Origin of the sequence: Amantichitinum ursilacus (assembly GCF_001294205.1) — a bacterium.
In the GTDB taxonomy this organism is placed as follows: Bacteria; Pseudomonadota; Gammaproteobacteria; order Burkholderiales; family Chitinibacteraceae; genus Amantichitinum; species Amantichitinum ursilacus.
Genome location: NZ_LAQT01000002.1, coordinates 441,979 through 460,841 on the forward strand (window position 1 = coordinate 441,979; position 18,863 = coordinate 460,841).

The 18,863-nt window shown below is 60.4% G+C and carries 15 protein-coding genes; 10 read left to right on the forward strand and 5 right to left on the reverse strand.

What is annotated here, in order from left to right; genetic code table 11:
• Positions 1-349 precede the first annotated feature (349 nt).
• The 3 genes from WG78_RS04335 (at position 350) to fumC (ending at position 3,138) form a co-directional block, all read left to right on the forward strand.
• Complete coding sequence (locus tag WG78_RS04335) at positions 350-1,240, forward strand: TIGR02285 family protein (protein WP_053936547.1); 891 nt, start codon at positions 350-352, stop codon at positions 1,238-1,240.
• A gap of 22 nt (positions 1,241-1,262) precedes the next feature.
• Complete coding sequence (locus tag WG78_RS04340; RefSeq protein ID WP_053936548.1) at positions 1,263-1,667, forward strand: RNA-binding S4 domain-containing protein; 405 nt, start codon at positions 1,263-1,265, stop codon at positions 1,665-1,667.
• Between the two features lie 76 nt (positions 1,668-1,743).
• On the forward strand, positions 1,744-3,138 hold the full coding sequence (fumC, locus tag WG78_RS04345) for a class II fumarate hydratase (RefSeq protein WP_053936549.1): 1,395 nt from the start codon (positions 1,744-1,746) through the stop codon (positions 3,136-3,138).
• 227 nt (positions 3,139-3,365) lie between these two features.
• Here the strand turns inward: fumC and WG78_RS04350 are convergent, their stop codons facing one another.
• Positions 3,366-3,686, reverse strand: a complete 321-nt coding sequence (locus WG78_RS04350) for a hypothetical protein (RefSeq protein WP_053936550.1) — start codon at positions 3,684-3,686, stop codon at positions 3,366-3,368.
• Positions 3,687-3,715: 29 nt separating this feature from the next.
• Entirely contained in the window at positions 3,716-4,114 is a 399-nt protein-coding gene (locus tag WG78_RS04355) for a hypothetical protein (protein WP_053936551.1), read from the reverse strand.
• Positions 4,115-4,386: 272 nt separating this feature from the next.
• Here WG78_RS04355 and ku point away from each other — a divergent pair, with 272 nt between their 5' ends.
• Together ku and ligD are read left to right on the forward strand one after the other, a co-directional pair.
• Positions 4,387-5,586: a non-homologous end joining protein Ku gene (gene ku, locus WG78_RS04360; RefSeq protein ID WP_083458758.1), complete on the forward strand. Its 1,200-nt coding sequence runs from the start codon at positions 4,387-4,389 to the stop codon at positions 5,584-5,586.
• A gap of 17 nt (positions 5,587-5,603) precedes the next feature.
• Entirely contained in the window at positions 5,604-8,246 is a 2,643-nt protein-coding gene (gene ligD / locus WG78_RS04365; protein WP_053936552.1) for a DNA ligase D, read from the forward strand.
• A 97-nt stretch (positions 8,247-8,343) separates the two neighbouring features.
• Here ligD and WG78_RS04370 read toward each other — a convergent pair whose 3' ends face one another.
• The 3 genes from WG78_RS04370 to WG78_RS04380 are packed head-to-tail and all read right to left on the reverse strand — an operon-like array spanning position 8,344 to position 10,197.
• Positions 8,344-8,691: an Hpt domain-containing protein gene (locus WG78_RS04370; RefSeq protein ID WP_053936553.1), complete on the reverse strand. Its 348-nt coding sequence runs from the start codon at positions 8,689-8,691 to the stop codon at positions 8,344-8,346.
• Positions 8,688-9,500 carry a CHAD domain-containing protein gene (locus tag WG78_RS04375; RefSeq protein WP_161805067.1) on the reverse strand — a complete coding sequence of 271 codons (813 nt, stop codon included), beginning with the start codon at positions 9,498-9,500 and terminating at the stop codon, positions 8,688-8,690. The genes WG78_RS04370 and WG78_RS04375 overlap by 4 nt, the downstream gene beginning before the upstream one ends.
• 19 nt (positions 9,501-9,519) lie before the next feature.
• The gene (locus tag WG78_RS04380; protein ID WP_053936555.1) at positions 9,520-10,197 is read right to left on the reverse strand and encodes an HAD family hydrolase; all 678 of its coding nucleotides are present in this window, start codon (positions 10,195-10,197) and stop codon (positions 9,520-9,522) included.
• Positions 10,198-10,322: 125 nt separating this feature from the next.
• On the opposite strand from WG78_RS04380, the gene WG78_RS04385 reads away from it, so the two are divergent.
• The 5 genes from WG78_RS04385 (at position 10,323) to WG78_RS04405 (ending at position 18,847) form a co-directional block, all read left to right on the forward strand.
• Entirely contained in the window at positions 10,323-10,724 is a 402-nt protein-coding gene (locus WG78_RS04385; RefSeq protein WP_053936556.1) for a YchJ family protein, read from the forward strand.
• Positions 10,725-11,164: 440 nt separating this feature from the next.
• Positions 11,165-11,836: a TetR/AcrR family transcriptional regulator gene (locus tag WG78_RS04390; RefSeq protein WP_053936557.1), complete on the forward strand. Its 672-nt coding sequence runs from the start codon at positions 11,165-11,167 to the stop codon at positions 11,834-11,836.
• A gap of 14 nt (positions 11,837-11,850) precedes the next feature.
• Positions 11,851-14,391 (forward strand): acyl-CoA dehydrogenase, encoded by a 2,541-nt coding sequence (locus WG78_RS04395; RefSeq protein ID WP_083458759.1) that lies wholly within the window; start codon positions 11,851-11,853, stop codon positions 14,389-14,391.
• Between the two features lie 385 nt (positions 14,392-14,776).
• Positions 14,777-16,303: an OmpP1/FadL family transporter gene (locus tag WG78_RS04400; protein ID WP_053936558.1), complete on the forward strand. Its 1,527-nt coding sequence runs from the start codon at positions 14,777-14,779 to the stop codon at positions 16,301-16,303.
• 171 nt (positions 16,304-16,474) lie between these two features.
• A complete protein-coding gene (locus tag WG78_RS04405; RefSeq protein ID WP_053936559.1) occupies positions 16,475-18,847 on the forward strand; it encodes a 3-hydroxyacyl-CoA dehydrogenase/enoyl-CoA hydratase family protein in 2,373 nt (790 codons plus the stop codon).
• Positions 18,848-18,863: the final 16 nt, after the last annotated feature.

Below are 18,863 nucleotides of genomic sequence, written 5' to 3' on the forward strand. Positions count from 1 at the left end.
ACGTGGATATCAAAAAGGTTGCGCAACAAGCGCAACGCGGCGCTGCCAGCCGGGTGAGGACAGCCTGGCCGCAAAGACAGGATTGTGTCTTGGTGGCCGTCGCCCCGGTATGCGAAGGGTGGATCGCGGGATGGGCCATGCGGGCGGATCGCGCCAGCAGGGCCGGGCAGGGCGAACACGTGTTGTATCAGCTTCTACGGCCGTCCGGCAAGTGCTGCCTTACGCTTAACCGCCTGGCGTCAAGGTACAATGCGCTGATGTAAGCTCAACCCATTAATATCAATAAGAGAACGTGCCGTCCCATGACTGTTGTGTCCACTTTGCGCGCGCGCGCGCCGGGGTCCTGACCATGTCGGGCAAACGCGCGTTGTGCGCGCTGTTGCTGTGGTTGCCGTTGCCGTCGGCGCAGGCCAAAGAACGCATTACCTGGGCCGTGTTTGACTGGGCGCCGGTCTACATCCTGCAAAACCCCGATGCTGTTCAGGTGGCGCAGCTCAACGACGGCACCGGCGACCGGCTGGTTAAACTGCTGCAGCACTCGTTGCCGCAATACGAACATCGCATGGTGAACATGGTGCCCGGCCGCATCTTTGCCGAACTGCGCAATGGCACGCACCTTTGCTATGCCTCGTCGCTGGCCAATGCCGACCGCCTGGCCTATAGCGTGATGACGGCCGCGGGCATCGCACCGCCGGTACAGGTGGTATTGCGCCAGGACACCTTGCGCGCGCATCCGCAATGGCGCGATGGCGTTGATCTGGCGCAGCTGTTTCAGGATCGCAGCTTGCTGGGCAATTATCCGGCCGCGCGCTCGTTTGGCGACGAGATCGACACGCTGCTGCGCAGCCCGTCCAACCGCAATATGAAGCCGATGGCGGTGGTGAGCCAATCCAGCAATCTGTTTCGCATGATGCAGATGGGGCGGCTTGATTACACGCTGGAATACCCGCAAGTACTGGTCTACCAACAAAGCAAGGGCCAGGCCCCGGCCGATCTGGTGTCGGTGCCCATCAAGAACGCGCCGCCGTTTTTAGGCTCGCATGTGGCGTGCAGCAAAAATGATTGGGGCCGCAAGGTAATTGTCGATATCGATGCGGCCATGCAGAAAATCGCAGCACAGCCCAGTTATCTGCAGGCGCTGGAAGCCTGGGTGCCGCCCAACGAAATGGCGTTGCGGCACAAGGATTATGAAAATTTTGTGCGGCAACGCTCATCGCGCTCGATGATCTTGTCGCAGTAACAACCCGGACGGAAACCACGCAATGAAGCAGGCCGCATATTCGCAAGATGATCACAAAGTGCGTATCGATAAATGGCTGTGGGCGGCGCGCTTTTTTAAAACGCGCTCGCTGGCCAGCGATGCCGTGGTGGCGGGCCATGTGGATCTGAACGGCGCGCGGCCCAAGCCAGCGCGCGATGTAAAAACGGGCGACATGCTTAAAATCCGCACCGATCACGGCTTGTTTGAAGTCGAAGTGCTGGGCGTATCGGACAAGCGCGGCCCGGCCGAAGTGGCGCGCGCTTTGTATGCCGAAACCGCCGATAGCGTGGCCAAGCGCGAAGAAGCCGCGCTACAGAAATCAATGGAACCCACCTTCGACCATCCCCAAATCAAAGGTCGCCCCACCAAAAAATGGCGCCGCCAATTGCATCTGCAAGAACGTTGAACCTGCGCGCCTGCCCACTGACTGATGATGGATTGCTGCTTTGATCTGATCTGACAACCCGAACACGGAGACCGGCATGACCGCAACGCGACAAGAAACCGATTCGATGGGCGCGATTGCCGTCGCGTCGGATCGCTACTGGGGCGCGCAAACGCAGCGCTCGGTGGGCAATTTTCCGATTGGGGTAACGCGCTTTCGCTGGCAACGGCCAGTGATCCGCGCTTTGGGCGTACTGAAGAAAGCGGCGGCGCAAGCCAATGCCGAGTTGGGCGAACTGGCCGCCGAAGTTGCGCAATGGGTGGTGCAGGCGGCGGATGAAGTGATTGATGGCCAACTGGACGAGCATTTTCCGTTGGTGGTGTTTCAGACGGGCTCGGGCACGCAATCCAACATGAACGCCAATGAGGTGATCTCCAACCGCGGCATTGAACTGGCCGGTGGCACGCTCGGCAGCAAAACCCCGGTGCACCCCAATGACCATGTCAATCGGGGCCAGTCTTCCAACGATACGTTTCCAACGGCGATGCATATTGCGGTGGTGGAAGAAATCCATCGCCGCTTGTTGCCCGCCATCGCCACCTTGCGCGGCACGCTGGCCGATAAATCCGCGGCTTACGCGCATATCGTCAAAACCGGGCGCACGCATTTGCAAGACGCTACGCCCGTCACCTTGGGGCAGGAAATTGGCGCGTGGGTGGCGCAACTGGATTTCAATCTACATGGCGTGAAAACCGCATTGCCCGGTCTTTATGATCTGGCCATTGGTGGCACGGCGGTGGGCACCGGTCTTAACGCGCACCCGCAGTTTGGCGACACCGCTGCAAGCCACATTGCCGAGCTGACCGGCCACCCGTTCCGTGCCGCGCCCGACAAGTTTTTTGCGCTGTCAGCGCACGATGCGCTGGTGCAAACCTCAGCGGCGCTGCGCACATTGGCGGGGGGACTGATGAAGCTGGCCAACGACGTGCGCTGGCTGGCCAGCGGCCCGCGCTGCGGCATCGGCGAATTGCGTATACCCGAAAACGAACCAGGCTCATCCATCATGCCGGGCAAGGTGAATCCCACCCAGTGCGAAGCGCTGACCATGGTGTGCGTGCAGGTGTTTGGCAACGATGCGGCGGTGGCGTTTGCGGGCAGCCAGGGCAATTTCCAGCTGAATGTGTACAAGCCGGTGATGGTGCACAACGTGCTGGAGAGTATCGAGTTGCTAAGCGATGCGATGCTGGCGTTTAACGACCACTGCGCCGTGGGCATCGAGCCGGATCTGGACGTCATTGCCGCCAATCTGGACAAGAACCTGATGCTGGTGACCGCGCTCAACCGCCATATCGGTTATGACAAAGCGGCCCAGATTGCCAAGAAGGCGCACCACGAAGGCCTGACGCTGAAGCAATCAGCGCTGGCGCTGGGGCACCTCACCGAAGCGCAGTTTGATGAATGGGTCGTCCCCATCGACATGACGCATCCGTAATCCACAAACGCATAGGGTGGGTCTAGACCCACCATCCAAAGGCGTGGAGAAGAACGCATATGTTTGCGTTTTTGTCACTGGCCTTGGATGGTGGGTCTCGACCCACCCTATGCGCGGCGGTGGCGGATCAACCGTAGGGTGCGTTACCCGGAGGGCAACGCACAGTTTGGGGCCCAAAGCCCCGGCCCCATTCGGGGCCTTCCCACATCATCCGCGCACCGTACGCCTTAATGCACCCCAATCTGGCTACGCAAATAACCAATGGTGGAATAGATATCCGCCACGGCCACCGCATCGCCCGGGTCTTTTAGATTCGGCGGCGACAGCTGGTCTTCCGGCGCGGGTTGCGGCTGGCCGCCACGCACTTGCAGCGTGTCGCGCTTCTGTTCCAGTTCATCAATCCAGATTGCAATCTGCGGGCCGTGACGGCGGCGCATTTCTTGCTGGAACTCGTCCGGGGACGGGTCGTGCAACTGGCGATTGATTTCGATTTCCCACGCGTCGAGTTGATTGCGGATGCGGTCAAAATCGATGTTCGGTGTCGTCATATCCAGCTCCTTGGTGGTTGGCAGTCAGTTCAGCCGATGCGGCTGTCCGGGCTACCCGTGGGCGCCCCGGCCAGTGCGGCTGAGATTTCGTTGCGTTCTTCCAGACTAGCCGTCTGTGCATAAGCCGCCAGTTCCTCGCGTTGAGCGGCAGTCAGCCCGCCGCGCTCGGCCTGGTAGCGTAACGATTCAAACCGGCGCAAGGCCGTATCGTGCGCAGACAACATCTGGACTTCATCTTTAAGCGTGCCCGGCATGAACACATCGCGCAGACGGCGCACGATGTCGTCCAGCCGCAAGCCATCGGCCAGCAGCTCGACGGCCAGATCAGTTTGCGCCCAGCGGCGCGGCAGCTCTTGCTCCTGCAACGCCACATCCAGCGGTGTTAACTGGCCAAACTGACCGCGGTCAGGTCGTAGATCCTTGTCCATGATGGCGCTCCCGCCGCAAACAATGGCTACCACCATAACGCCAGACAGCCCGCCCTCTGAGGCGGTAGCCACCGGATAAGCACGTAGGAATCCGCCCCCAGCATCCGTAAGGCGCAGCGATGTGTACGCGCTGAAACTTTTGCTTCTTACAAACACGTAGGGATTGAACCTGCATGTTGCGGCGCGTTTGTGAGACCACGGCATGGCGGCTGGCTGATAGCGGTTGCTGCGGCAGCGCGGCACGCTAAGCGTTCAATGGCAGGAGACCCACCATGGCACGCGCACTGTGGTCAGGCGCGATCAGCTTCGGGCTGATCTTTATTCCCGTTTCTCTCAATTCGGCCGAATCGCCGGATGAGCTCGATCTTACGTTGCTGGACAAACGCGACTTCTCCAAAGTGGGCTACAAGCGCGTCAATAAAACGACCGGCAAAGAAGTGACCTGGGCCGACATCATCAAAGGCTACGAATATCAGCCGGGTGAATACGTGGCGCTGGGCGACGAAGACTTTAAACACGCCAACGTCAAAGCTACGCAGACGATCGATCTGCTGGCGTTTGTCGATCAGGACGAAATTGATCCGGTTTATTTTGAAAAGCCGTATTACCTGTCGCCCGGCAAACGTGGCGAAAAGGTGTACGGCTTGTTGCGCGAAGCGCTGAAAAAATCCGGCAAGGTGGGCGTGGCGCAGATTGTGATCCGCGTAAAGCAACATCTGGCCGTGGTTGCGGCCGTGGGCGATGCGCTGGTGCTCAATACGTTGCGTTATCCCGAAGAAATCAAGGATGTGGACGAATTGGGCCTGCCGCAAACCGCGGTGAAGCCGGGCTTGAGCAGCAAGGAAGTCGATATGGCGGTGCAACTGGTGGAAGGGATGTCGGATGACTGGCACCCGGACCAGTACCACGACCAGTATCGCGAAGACCTGCTCAAACTGATCGATCGCAAAATCAAGGCGCGGCAAACGCACACCGTTAACGCGCCGATGGAAGACGAAGACCAGCCGGTGCCGGGTTCAGCCAATGTGCTGGATCTGATGGCCTTGCTGAAAAAGAGTCTGCCCGCCGCCAAAGGCAAAGCCGGCAAGCTCAAGCGCGCTGAAGCCGATGTGGCTGATAACGACGATGCAGATGAAGACCAGGCCGAGCAGGCCGCACCGCAACGCAAAGCCACGCGCACTGCCAAAGCGCCCGCCAAAGCCAGCGCGACGGCGGCTAAAACCGGCGCCAAGGCGGCCACACGCGTCAGCGCCGCCCGCCCGGCCAGCAAAAAGATAGCCACCGCGACGGCCAAACCGGCGGCGAAACCTGCCGCCAAGCCCGCGGCCAAGCCAGCGGCCAAACCGGCTGCCAAGCCCGCGGTTAAACCCGCCGCCACGGCAGCACGCGCAGCCAGTAAACCTAAAGCCACCGCCCAACCAGCCACCCAGCGCAAAACCGCCACTGCCAGCACTAAACGCAAAGCGGCCTAAGCGCGCAGGAGACTGCCATGAGCCTCACTCGCTATCGCGCCAAACGCGATTTCAACATAACGTCCGAGCCCGGCGGCAAAGCCGGTCGCTCGGGCGCGGTTTTGCATTACGTAATCCAGAAACACGATGCCACGCGCCTGCACTATGACTTCCGCCTGGAACTCGATGGCGTGTTCAAAAGCTGGGCCGTGCCCAAGGGCCCGAGCCTTGATCCCACCGTTAAACGCCTGGCCGTGCATGTGGAAGACCATCCGCTGGCCTATGGCGACTTTGAAGGCATTATCCCGCCGCATCAGTACGGCGCGGGCAAGGTGATGGTGTGGGATCGCGGCGTGTGGCAACCGCTGGACGATCCGCAACGCGGTTATCAGAAAGGTCATTTGCGCTTCAAGCTCGAAGGCGAAAAGCTGCAAGGCGAATGGGCGCTGGTGCGCATGCATCATCGCCCGGATGAGCCCGAAGACGCGGACAACTGGCTGCTGGTAAAAGGCCACGATGCCACCGCTGCGGCGGGCAAAACCGCCGAAGTGACCGCCAAGCTCACGCAAAGCGTAATCAGCGGCCGCCAGATTGATGAGATTGACGGCCCACCGCCCAAGCGCTCGCAGCTCACCAAAACCAATCAGCCCAAAGCGCGCGTGGTCTCGCCCGAAGACGACGCAGCGCCCGCCGCAAAGGCCAAGCCGACCGCGCGCAAAGCTAAGCGCAAATCCACGCTGCCCGAATTACTGGAACCGCAACTGGCCACGCTGGTGAACAGCGTGCCGGGTGATACCGAAGCCTGGCTGGCCGAAATCAAGTTTGATGGCTACCGCATGCTGACCCACATCGAAGACGGCCAGGTGCAGATGTTCAGCCGCAATGGCAAAGACTGGACCCAGCGCATGGGCAATCTGCCCGCGCAACTGGCGGCGCTGAATCTGCAGAATGGCTGGCTGGATGGCGAAGTGGTGGCGGTGCAGGCCGATGGCAGCATGAGCTTTCAGGCGCTGCAGAATGCCTTTGCTGATCCGCCCCCGAAAACGGCAGCGCGATTGGTGTATTACCTGTTTGATATCCCGTTTTTAAATAATGCCGACTTGCGTTTGCAGCCTTTGGTGCAGCGGAAAAAGAAACTGGCCAGGCTGCTGAAAGACTTGCCCGAAAGCTCGGATTTGCGCTTTAGCGACCATCTGCAAACGGATCTCGGCGACGCGTTTACCCACGCTTGCCACCACGGGTTGGAAGGCTTGATGTTCAAGCGCGTGGATTCGGTTTATCAGGAAAAGCGCAACCGCGACTGGCTGAAACTGAAATGCCAGCAACGCCAGGAATTCGTGATTGGCGGCTATACCAATCCGGCCGGCAGCCGGCTGGGCTTTGGTGCGCTGTTGCTGGGCACCTATGGCGATGACGGCAAGCTGCACTACGCCGGCCGCGTTGGTACTGGCTTTGATGACGCCACGCTGCAAAGCCTGGGCAAGACGCTGGCCGAGGCGGAGCAGAAAACCTCGCCATTTGTAGAAGACGTGCCGCCGCGCGAACGCGCGCATGTGCACTGGGTGCGGCCGGAGCAAGTGGCCGAAATCCGCTTTGCCGAATGGACCGAGGAAAAGCGGCTGCGGCAGGCGGCTTTCCTTGGGCTGCGCAAAGACAAGCCGGCGCAGCAGGTGGTGCCGGAAGTGGCCATTGCCGCCGATGCGCCAGTTGCGAAACCGGGCAAGACCCGCAGTCGCAACGCCGAAGCCAAAGCCGAGACCACCGCGCCCAAGCCCAAACGCAGCACCGAAGACGCCGAAGTAGGCGGCGTGCGCATCAGCCATCCCACGCGCATTGTGTTTCCGGGCACCGGCGACACCAAGGTGGATCTGGCACGTTATTACGAACAAGTGGCCGACTGGTTGGTGCCACAACTGAAAGACCGGCCGCTCACGCTGGTGCGTTGCCCGCAAGGCGCGGCGCATGCGTGCTTTTTCCAGAAGCATTTAACCGACACCATGCCCGAGGGCGTGCAGCCGGTGGAAATCAAGGACGAAAGCGGTAGCGCCACCTATATGCTGGCCAACGACGTGCGCGCGGTTATCCAGCTGGTGCAGTCGGGCGTGCTGGAGCTACATACCTGGGGCGCGACGCAACGTGCGCTGGAACAGCCAGACCGCATGATCTTTGATCTGGACCCGGCGCCCGATGTGAGCTGGCAGCAGGTGGTGGAGGCGGCACAGTTGCTGCGCGGTTTGTTGCAGGAAGCGGGCTTGGGCGTATTCCTTAAAACCACCGGCGGCAAAGGCTTGCATGTGGAAGTGCCGCTTAAACCGGGCGCTGATTGGGATACCGTCAAGGCATTCAGCAAAGCAGTGGCGACGCATCTGGCGCAGCAATTGCCGGACCGGTTTATCGCCACCATGAGCAAAGCCAAACGCAACGGCAAAATCTTTATCGACTATCTGCGCAATGCCCGCGGCGCAACGGCGGTGGCCGCGTATTCCACCCGCGCGCGCGATCAGGCCGGGGTGGCTACGCCGATTGCGTGGGACGAACTGCCCACACTGGCCAGCGCCAGTTTCTGGACCATCCACAACGTGCCGGAACGGTTGGCCGCAATGAAACACAACCCATGGGCGGATTACGACAAAGCGCGCGTCAAACTCGGGCCGAAAATAGTGCAGAAGTTCGGGATATAGGGTGGGTCAAGGCCCACCGCCCAAAGTGGTATGCCAAGCTCGGCGCAATGGCATGCGGCTCTGTGTGGTGGGTCTTGACCCACCCTATGACAAAGCTTCACGCCAGCGTGTCGTATTCGGCTTTTAGGTCGTTCAGCAGCGCGTGCACGCTGCCGATGGCGTCGGTCCATGCTTCCGCCACCGCACGGGTATCGCCCGCGCGGGCGGCCATTTCCAGCGCGCGCAAGTGTCCGACGGTGACCGTGGCCGCCAGCGTGCCGCATTCGCCTTTCAGCGCATGCGCCTGATGCGCCACCGTGGCCAGGTCGCCCGCTTCGGCGGCGGCTTGCAGCGTTGCCACGCGCATCGGCACATCGGCCAGAAACACACCGATCAGTTCGACCAGCAAGGCCTGATCATCGGCCAGCGCGGCCAGGGCGACGGCGCGTTGATAATCGCTGCTCATGCCAGATCCTCCCGCAATGCCTTGCCGGGCTTGCCGCCATGCAAAGCGCGCAAAACGCGAGTCGCGGCCATTTCGGCATCGGCCAACGCTGCAGCGCGCTGGCTTTGCCAATAGCCATTCAGCGCCGCGGAAAACGACGCGCCATAGTGCTGTTGCAGTACATCCAGATCATGCAGATAACCCAACGCGTCCTGCGCCGGTTTGGCCTGTTTGCTCAGACCTTGCCAGCGGCGCGGCAACCAGTCGCCCAACGCTTCATGCAGATAGCGGACTTTCTTGAGCGTGATGCGCGTGCGATGCCATAACTCGGGCGCACAGTGCGGCGCCAGCGCGTGCAATTCAGCGCGCGCCTGACGGCGGTACTTGCGCGCGGTCTGGCGGATTTTGCGTTGTAGCGCCGCACCGGGCGGCACCTCGTGGCGCAATACCTGCGGCAACGTACCCATCTGGGCGGCCCAACCGGACGGCAACAGCGCTGTGCGCGCCGTGCGTAAATCGGGCGCGCGGCCTTCAATCAGCTGCCGCGCTTCTTGCGCATACGGCGCGGGCCAGTCCGCCACCAGCTCCAGCATCACGTCGCGATCACGCAATACATTGCTGGCATCGCTCATCAGCGATAACGCCGCGCGCGCGGCATGCAGCTTGCCGTGTCGGGCCACCGGTAATAACTGGATCCGCACACTGCGCAATTGCACGCGCAGCTGATGCAGCTCTTCGACGCCTTCACTGTGCCGCGCGCGCTGTTGTGCGGCATCGATCTGTTCGATCTGCTGCTGCAAATGTCTGATCCAGCGTTTGCGGGTGGTCATCGCGTCTCCGGTGATGATTTTATCTGGCGTAATCCGCCAGCCATTGCTGCACATGCGCTTGCGCCTGCGTCAGCGATTGCAGAATCGGAATCTCCAGCGCCAGCGTGGCGGCGTCTGGCGTGCTCATATCGGGCACCATGATCACGCGGCAACCGGCGCTGTGGGCGGCGCGCACGCCAACGATGGAGTCTTCAAACACCACGCATTCGGCGGCTTGCAGGCCCAACTGGCCTACGGCCTTCAGATAGATATCGGGTGCGGGCTTGGGGTGTTCGATATCGTCACCGCACACGGCAAAGGCAAAGAAGTCCCACAAGCCAGCCAGTTGTAGGTGGTGCTCGGCCAACTGGCGTTTGGTGGAGGTGGCCACCGCGCAGGGCAGACCTTGCTGGCGCAGCCACTGCAGCAATTCCAGCACACCGGGGCGATGCGGAATGGCTGATTGGGTGCGCTGCAGGTAATGTTCGTGGGTGGCGGCAATCAGGGCGTCAATGGGCGCATCGTCGGCCAGTTGCGTCTGCAGATAGGCTTTGACCTTGCTCATATGCATGCCCACCATGCCGTACGGCACGTGTTGTTCCAGCGGCAAATGCAGTTGCGCTGCGGCCTTGGTCCAGCATTCGATGGCAATGCGCTCGGTGTCGAGCATCAAACCGTCCATATCAAAGATGGCGGCGCGGGGCAGGGGAAAGGGCATGACGTAAGCGGTTGATTTAACTAAGCTGCGAGTCTACCTGAAGCGAAAGCCGTGTGACAGGCGGCGCATGTGCAGCCCGCATTGCGCCGAAATTATCTAGCGAACCATTACGGAAACAGAAGTAGATGTCCAAAGCCAGTTCGGCCCCGCTTAAATGCCCCTGTGGCAGCAATCTTGCTTATACCGCGTGCTGCGCGATCTTCCATGGCGGCGTGCCCGCGCCCACGGCCGAAGCACTGATGCGCTCGCGCTATACCGCCTATGTGCTGAAGCTGGAAGATTATCTGTTGGCCACCTGGCACCCGCAAACGCGGCCCAGCTCGCTGGATCTGGCGGCCGACGGCAACGTCAACTGGCAATCGCTGGAAGTGTGCAACGCTTCGGAAGATGGCGATCTGGCGTCGGTGGAGTTTGTGGCGCGCTACAAGATCAACGGCCGCGCCTGGAAACTGCATGAGACCAGTTCGTTTAGCCGCAATGCCGATGGGCGCTGGCTGTATGTGGATGGCGACCTTAAAGAGAACTAGAGCGAGATGCGCGATGGGCGCCCATCCGGCCGCCACAGGGCTGACGCGGATTACGTTGTCGCCATTGTTGTACTACGCAATTATTGCAATCCACATCGTGCTACCGCTGCCCCGCGCCGCGCGTGGTGTTTAAAACGCTGCCCGGATTTGCGCCGCCGCAGACCCGCAAATCCGGAATCCCCCGATGGCGCGGTCGATCATGCACCGTCACAGTGCCAGCCCGCATTCCTGCTGGGCTTTGTCTCTTTCCTGCCACTGCGCGCCGCCCGCCCGCAAGCCGCATGGCCGTGTCGCTGCACGTTAATGCTGCGGTGGCGCGGGTACGGGAAAGCCCTCACCCCCTTTTTCTTGTTGTAAATATTGACAAGCGTCAAAGGACTCGCTAATTTTCAAACACTCGTTTGAAATATCGAACACGACGCTACACCACTGGAGCACGTATGGGAGAGTCCGCCAAGGCGGTCGAAACCTCGACCCGCATTCTGGATGCCGCCGAACTGTTGTTCGTTGAGCACGGCTTTGATGCCACCTCGATGCGCCTGATTACCCAAGCCGCCGGCGTTAACATCGCCGCCGTCAATTATTACTTCGGCTCGAAAGACGGGTTGTTCAAAGCCGTCTTCGAACGCCGGGCTGAGCCGTTTGCGCGTTTGTTTCTGGGCCATCTGGACCAGTTGGAACGCCAGTACGCCAATCCCAGCGCCAAACAGGTGGTGGAAGCCTTTGTGGCCGCCGCCATCGAACTGGGCCAGGAAGCCAGTCTGGGCGGGCTGATCTTTGTGCGCTTGCTGGCGCGGACGTTTGTCGAGCCGCACCCGGTGCTGAAAGAAAGCATGCCGCGCCGTTATAGCGAACTGACCCGGCGTTACATCAGCGCGCTGGTCAAATCGCTGCCGCATTTGTCCGAAGCCGAAGTGCACTGGCGCTTTCACTTTCTGGCCAACGCCATGTTCAACGCGTTTGCCGGCACCAATGTACTGCGGCTGTTTATGGCGCACCCCATCGTCAATGCCCGCGATCCGCAAATGGTGGCGCGCATGCTGGTGCCGTTTGTTGTGGCTGGCCTGGACGCGCAAGCCGCGATGCCAGAGCTGGTTGATCAGAATTCGTAAAGGAGTCTACAAAAATGACAGCGCTCATCAGTGTGGCCATTGTGCTGGTCGCCTTCCTGGCGGTGGCGTATGTACGCGCCCCGTTGTGGTTCAGTTCGTTGCTGGTGTTGTTGGGTACGGCGTTTGCAGTGCTTGCGCGCGGTGCCAGCCCGGTGTGGCTGGGTGTGGTGGTGGTCGTGCTGGCGGTGCTTAACCTGAAGCCGCTGCGTCGCGCCCTGATTACCAATCCGCTGTTTGGCGTATTCAAGAAGATCACCCCGCCGATGTCGCAGACCGAGCAAGAAGCGGTGGATGCCGGCACGGTGTGGTGGGATCGCGATCTGTTCTCGGGCAAGCCCGATTACGCGCGCCTGCATAACTTTCCGGCCCCGCAACTGACGGCCGAAGAACAGGCGTTTATTGATGGCCCCACCGAACAGCTGTGCAAGATGCTGGACGACTGGAAAATCACCCACGAAACCAAAGACCTGGAACAGCACGTGTGGCAGTTCATCAAGGATCAGGGTTTCCTGGGGATGATCATCAAGAAAGAGTATGGCGGTAAGGAATTCTCCAACTACGCCCATGCTCGCGTCGTCACCAAGATTGCTACTCGCAGCGGCTCGGCCGCGGTGACGGTGATGGTGCCCAACTCGCTTGGACCGGGCGAATTGCTGCAGCACTACGGCACTGAACAACAAAAGAACTACTACCTGCCGCGTCTGGCCAAGGGCGTGGAGATTCCCTGCTTTGCGCTGACCAGCCCGGAAGCGGGTTCGGATGCCGGTGGTATCCCTGACTACGGCGTGGTGACGCGCGGTTCGTATACTGATCCGCGCACCGGCGAGCGGCACGAAAACGTGCTGGGTATCCGCGTCAGCTGGGAAAAGCGTTACATCACGCTGGGCCCGATCGCGACCATCCTCGGTCTGGCATTCAAGCTGTATGACCCGGACGGTTTGCTCGGTGGCAAAAAAGACATCGGCATTACCTGCGCGCTGATCCCGACCGAACACGAAGGCGTGGAAATCGGCCGTCGTCATTACCCGGCCACTTCGGTGTTCCAGAATGGTCCGAACTGGGGTAACAACGTGTTTATCCCGATGGAATGGGTGATTGGCGGTAAAGACTACGTGGGCCAGGGCTGGCGCATGCTGGTGGAATGTCTGTCGGTGGGCCGTTGCATCTCGTTGCCAGCCATGTCGGTGGCGTCGGGCAAACTGGCCGCCTTTACCACGGGCGCTTATGCCCGCATCCGCAACCAGTTTGGTCTGGCCATCGGCAAGTTCGAAGGCGTGGATGAAGCGATTGCGCGCATCGGTGGCTATGCCTATCAGATGGACGCGGCACAACGCCTGGCGCTGACTGGCCTTGATATAGGCGAAAAGCCGTCGGTGCTGTCGGGCATTCTCAAATATCACAACACCGAACGCATGCGTAAGGTGCTGAACGACGCCATGGACGTGCACGCCGGCAAAGCCGTGTGTATTGGCCCCAACAACTATCTGGCACACGGTTATCAAGCGATTCCGGTGGCAATTACGGTGGAAGGCGCCAACATCCTCACGCGTTCGATGATCATCTTTGGTCAGGGCGCAATCCGTTGCCATCCGTATGTGCTGACCGAAATGCGTTCGGCTATGAACAACGACGGCGCGGCGTTTGATAGCGCAGTGATTGGTCATATCGGCTTTACCGTCTCCAACGCCGTGCGTGCACTGGTGATGGGCCTGACCGGCGCGGCCTTTGTCGGCAGCCCCAAATCGGGCAAGACCGCGGTGTATTACAAGCAAGTCACGCGCATGTCTTCGGCCTTTGCCTTTGCTGCGGATATGGGCATGGCCAGCCTGGGCGGCAGCCTCAAATTCAAGGAAAAGCTGTCGGCGCGCCTGGGTGATGCGCTGTCCAATCTGTATATCGCCACCGCCGTGCTGAAGAAATATCACGACGATGGCATGCCGGAAGAAGATCTGCCGCTGCTGCAATGGTCGGTGCAAACCGCGCTGTACGACTGCCAGATGGCGCTGGATGGCTTCCTCAGCAATCACCCGAGCCCGCTGCTGGGTTGGCTGATGCGTCGATTGGTGTTCCCGCTGGGCATGTCGCTGCGCGCACCGGCGGATTATGTGGGCACCAAGGTGGCCAAGCTGCTGATGGAACCGACCGCAACCCGAGATCGCCTGGTTGAATACATGTATCGCTCCACCGACGAAAGCGATCCGATTGGCGTGCTGGACCATGCGCTGAAGGCCGTCATCGCTACCGAAGGGTTGGAACACAAGCTGCGTAAAGCCCAGCGCGATGGCAAGAATGTGGGTCTGACCGCGATGGATCGTCTCGACGACGCCGTGGCCAAGGGCTTGATCAGCAAAGAAGAACACGCCGCCGTTACCCGCGCTCGCCAACTGAAACGCCAGGTGATCATGGTCGACGATTTCGACGGCAATCTGGAAAACCCCGATCTGGGCGTAACCACCCGCGTCATCCTGGGCCACAGCGCCCCGGCGGCCCCGGTGGCGCCAAAACCGAGCACGCCGGAAGCCGTACTGGCCGAAGTGCCGGGCGCGCCGGTCTGATCGCAAGCAAGAATACGTATTACCGGAATCAGCAGTTGCAGTGGTAGTAGCGGGCCGCTTCAAAATCTTCATCTACTCTGCATGAAGCGGTGCCAACAGATATCGACTGCGTTGCTAAAACGCGGCGGGATTTGTGAAAGTGGAAGACCGCGCCTACGTGCTTTAACGGGTGTTGGCGCTGTCAAGCAAGCGTTGTATTTGTGCCGGGTGGCTTGCCGCCCGGTCGATCGGCATAAAAAATCCAGCTGACGTGTGTACCTGGGTGTAAACCTGCTACGCGTTCTACGGAAAAACTGAGGGCCACAAAGGCCCCCGATGAAAGCCCGCTTCCCACGGCGGGCATCCAAAAAAGCTGCGGCAAAAGCCGCGTTTGAAGGAGAGTACGATGAAGAAAATCGCCAGCGCACTGCGCTTGGTCGGTGCAAGCACTCTGGTGTTTGTATCTGGCCATGCTCTGGCTTCCGGTTATTCGTTTGGCGTGCAAAGCGTCAGCTCGCAATCTGTTGCCAACTCCAACGGCGCAGAAGCCAAAGACGCGTCGGTGTTGTTCTACAACCCGGCCGGCATGACCCACCTGAAAGGGGACAACTTTTCGGGCGCACTGGTTATTCTTGACCCGAGCGTCAGCCCGTCCAACATCAGCGCCACCACCGCAGGCGGCGCATCCGTCAGCGGCAACGACGGTGGCCGCGCCACCTCGATCGTCGAAGTGCCGCAGCTGTATTACACCCATCAGTTCAACGACCAGGTGTACGGCGGTATCGGCTTCTTTATTCCGTTTGGCGATGCGGTGAGCTACGACGAAGGCTGGATCGGGCGTTACAACTCGACCAAGCTGGACATGCGCACCTACGCGTTCAACCCGGCGTTTGCGTACAAGGTCAACGATCATCTATCGATCGGTTTCGGCATCACCGCGCAATACATGGACGCCAAGTTCAACAAGAAAGCGGACTTTGGCTCGCTGGCGGCGCAAGAGCTGCAAACCGAGTTGTCCAGCACCGCCGGCCAGGCTGCGCTGACCAATCTGGTGACGCAACTGGTGGTTAATGGCCAGCTGACCACGGCGCAAGCGGCGCAGCTGCAGGCGTCGTTGCCGTCGGCCATCGCGTCGATGCAAGGCAACCCCGCTGACGACAGCGAAATGAAATATCAAGGCACCGATTGGGGCTTTGGCTGGAACGTGGGCGTGATGTACGACGTGGACGAAACCCTGCGCTTTGGCGCGGCCTATCGCAGCCACATCAAGCACAACCTGTCGGGCGACGCCAACTGGTACAACCCCAACAGCATCACCATTCCGGGCCTGAGCAATCTGGGCACCGCCGGCACCATCCTGAACCAGGCGTTGCAGAACCAGTTGTCTGGCGCGTTCTCGGCGTTTACCAACAGCTCCGGCACGGTGGCTGTGGATACGCCCGATACCGCGTCGATCAACTTCTTCAAGCAAGTAACGCCGCAATGGGCGGTGATGGCCGACTGGACGCACACCTGGCACAGCAAGTTTGACGAGCTGCAACTGGATTTCTCCAACAGCCTGCCCAACGCCGTGATCGTGCAGAACTGGAAGAACACCAACCGCTTCTCGGTGGGGACCACTTACCAGTACAGCCAGCCGCTGCAACTGCGCGCCGGTATTGCGTACGACCAAAGCCCGGTGCCGAGCTCGGAATACCGCCTGGCCGCCTTGCCGGACAACAACCGCACGTGGTTCTCGCTGGGCCTGAACTACATGTTTACGCCGCAGCTGTCGCTCGATCTGGCCTACACCTACGTGAAGATCCAGGACGCGCACATGAACAACAACGAAGGTTGTCTGTTGCCGGCATGTACGGGCAGCGGCACCACCACCGTGGCTGACTTTGACAGCAACGCCAACATCCTTGGCATGCAGGTCAACTACAAGTTCTAAGCGTTTTTTGCCGTACACGGTGCGCTCCCACGGGGGCGCACCTTCTCAACCATAACAACACGGGCTACCAGGCCTGGATGCCGTTGTAGTGAGTTTCCGGATTGCTGTCCGCAAGGCATGCCGCCGCAGTCCTGAAACCAACGTCAACAGCCTTAACACTGGGGATATCCAATGTTCCAGAAAGCCAACATACGTCGCGTTGCCGTGCTGGGCGCCGGGGTGATGGGCGCGCAGATTGCCGCTCACCTGGTCAATGCCGGGATCGACACCGTTCTGTTCGACCTGCCTGCCAAAGAAGGCGACGCCAACGGCATCGTCAAGAAGGCCGTCGACAACCTGAAGAAGATGAAACCCGCTCCGTTCTCCAGCGCCGCGCGCGCTGACTATATCGCCATGGCCAACTATGGCAGCGATCTGGAAAAACTGGCCGACTGTGATTTGATCATCGAAGCCATCGCAGAACGCCTGGACTGGAAGCTGGACCTGTACGCGAAGATTGCGCCGCACGTGGCCGAACACGCCATCCTGGCCACCAATACCTCCGGCCTGTCGATCGGCAAGCTGGCCGACGGCGTGCCCGAAGCGCTGCGGGGCCGCTTTTGCGGTATCCACTTCTTTAATCCGCCGCGCTACATGTACCTGGTCGAACTGATTCCGACCCGGTACACCGAAGGCGCTGAGCTGGATGCGCTGGAAACCTTTTTGACCACGCGTCTGGGTAAAGGCGTGGTGCGCGCCAAAGACACGCCCAACTTTATCGCCAACCGCATTGGCGTGTTCAGCATGCTGGCCACTATCCACCATGCCGAACGCCTCGGTATCCGCTTTGATGTGGTGGATGATCTGACTGGCCCGCGCCTGGGTCGCCCCAAGTCGGCCACGTTCCGCACCGCCGATGTGGTGGGTCTGGACACGTTTGCGCATGTCGTCAAAACCATGACCGACAATCTGCCCGATGATCCGTGGCACGCGTTTTACACCGTGCCGGCGTGGATGCAGGCGCTGATCGAGAAGGGCGCGCTGGGCCAGAAGACCAAGGGCGGCATTTATCGCAAAGAGGGCCGCGATATCTTCGTGCTGGACCCCAAGACTGGCGAATACGTGCAATCGGGCCAGAAGGGCGATGACGAAGTCAAAGCCATCCTGAAAATTGAAAACCCGGCCGAGAAGTTCAAGGCGCTGCGCGAATCGCAAAATCCGCAAGCGCAGTTCTTGTGGGCCTGCATGCGCGATGTGTGGCAATACATTGCCTACTGGCTGGGCGATATCGCGGGCAATGCGCGCGATGTGGACTTTGCCATTCGCTGGGGCTTTGGCTGGAAGCAAGGTCCGTTCGAGATGTGGCAAGCCGCGGGCTGGAAAGCCATCGCTGAAGCCATCTCGGGTGAAATCGCCGCGGGCCAGACCATGTCGAGCGCCGCATTGCCCGCCTGGGTCAACAGCGTGGACGGCGTGCATACGCCGCAAGGCAGCTATAGCGCCGCCGACAACAGCTACAAAGCACGTTCGACGCTGCCGGTGTACGAGCGCCAGATTTACCCGCCGACCGTGTTTGGTGAAGCCGAACCGCAATATGGCGAGACCATCTACGAAAACGACGGCGTGCGCATGTGGTTGCGCGCGGGCGACGATGTGCCGGTGGTGACCTTCAAGAGCAAAGCGCACAGCGTGGGCGCGCCGGTGCTGGAAGGCTTGCAGGCTTCGGTGCGTATCGCCGAAGCGCGCTACCCCGGCCTGGTGATCTGGCATCCGGAAGCGCCGTTTTCGGTGGGTGCCGATCTGGCCAGCATGGGCCCGGCCTTTATGACCGGTGATTTCGACGCCATCGAAAAGATGGTGGCCGAATTCCAGAAAACCTCGATGACCATCAAGTACGCGCAAGTACCGGTGGTGGCTGCGGCGCAAGGTTATGCCTTTGGCGGTGGTTGCGAGTTCCTGATGCATTCCGCCCGCGTGGTGGCTGCGCTGGAAAGCTATATCGGCCTGGTGGAAGTGGGTGTGGGCCTGTTGCCTGCGGGGGGCGGTTGCAAGGAATTTGCGCTGCGCGCCGCCCGTGAAGCCAAGGGTGGCGACATCCTGGCCGTGCTGAAGGACTACTACATGGCGATGGCCATGGCCAAAGTGGCCACTTCGGCCGAAGAAGGCAAAGAGATCGGCTATCTGCGTGAATCGGACATCGTGGTGTTTAACGCCAACGAAATCCTGCACGTGGCGCAATCGCAAGTGCGTGCGCTGGCGGATGCCGGCTACAAGGCCCCGATCAAGCCCAAGGGCTTTCCGGTGGCGGGCCGCACCGGCGCGGCGACCATCCGTGGCCAACTGATCAACATGCTGGAAGGCGGTTTTATCAGCAAATACGACTACCACATTGGCGTGCAGATTGCCGAAGTGGTGTGCGGCGGTGATGTGGACGCGGGCACCCTGGTGAATGAGGAATGGATCCTCACGCTGGAGCGCCAACGCTTTATGGGCTTGCTGAAGAAGGGCAAAACCCAGGAACGCATCATGTACATGCTGGAAAACAACAAACCGCTACGGAACTGATCGTCGCCCTGGCGCA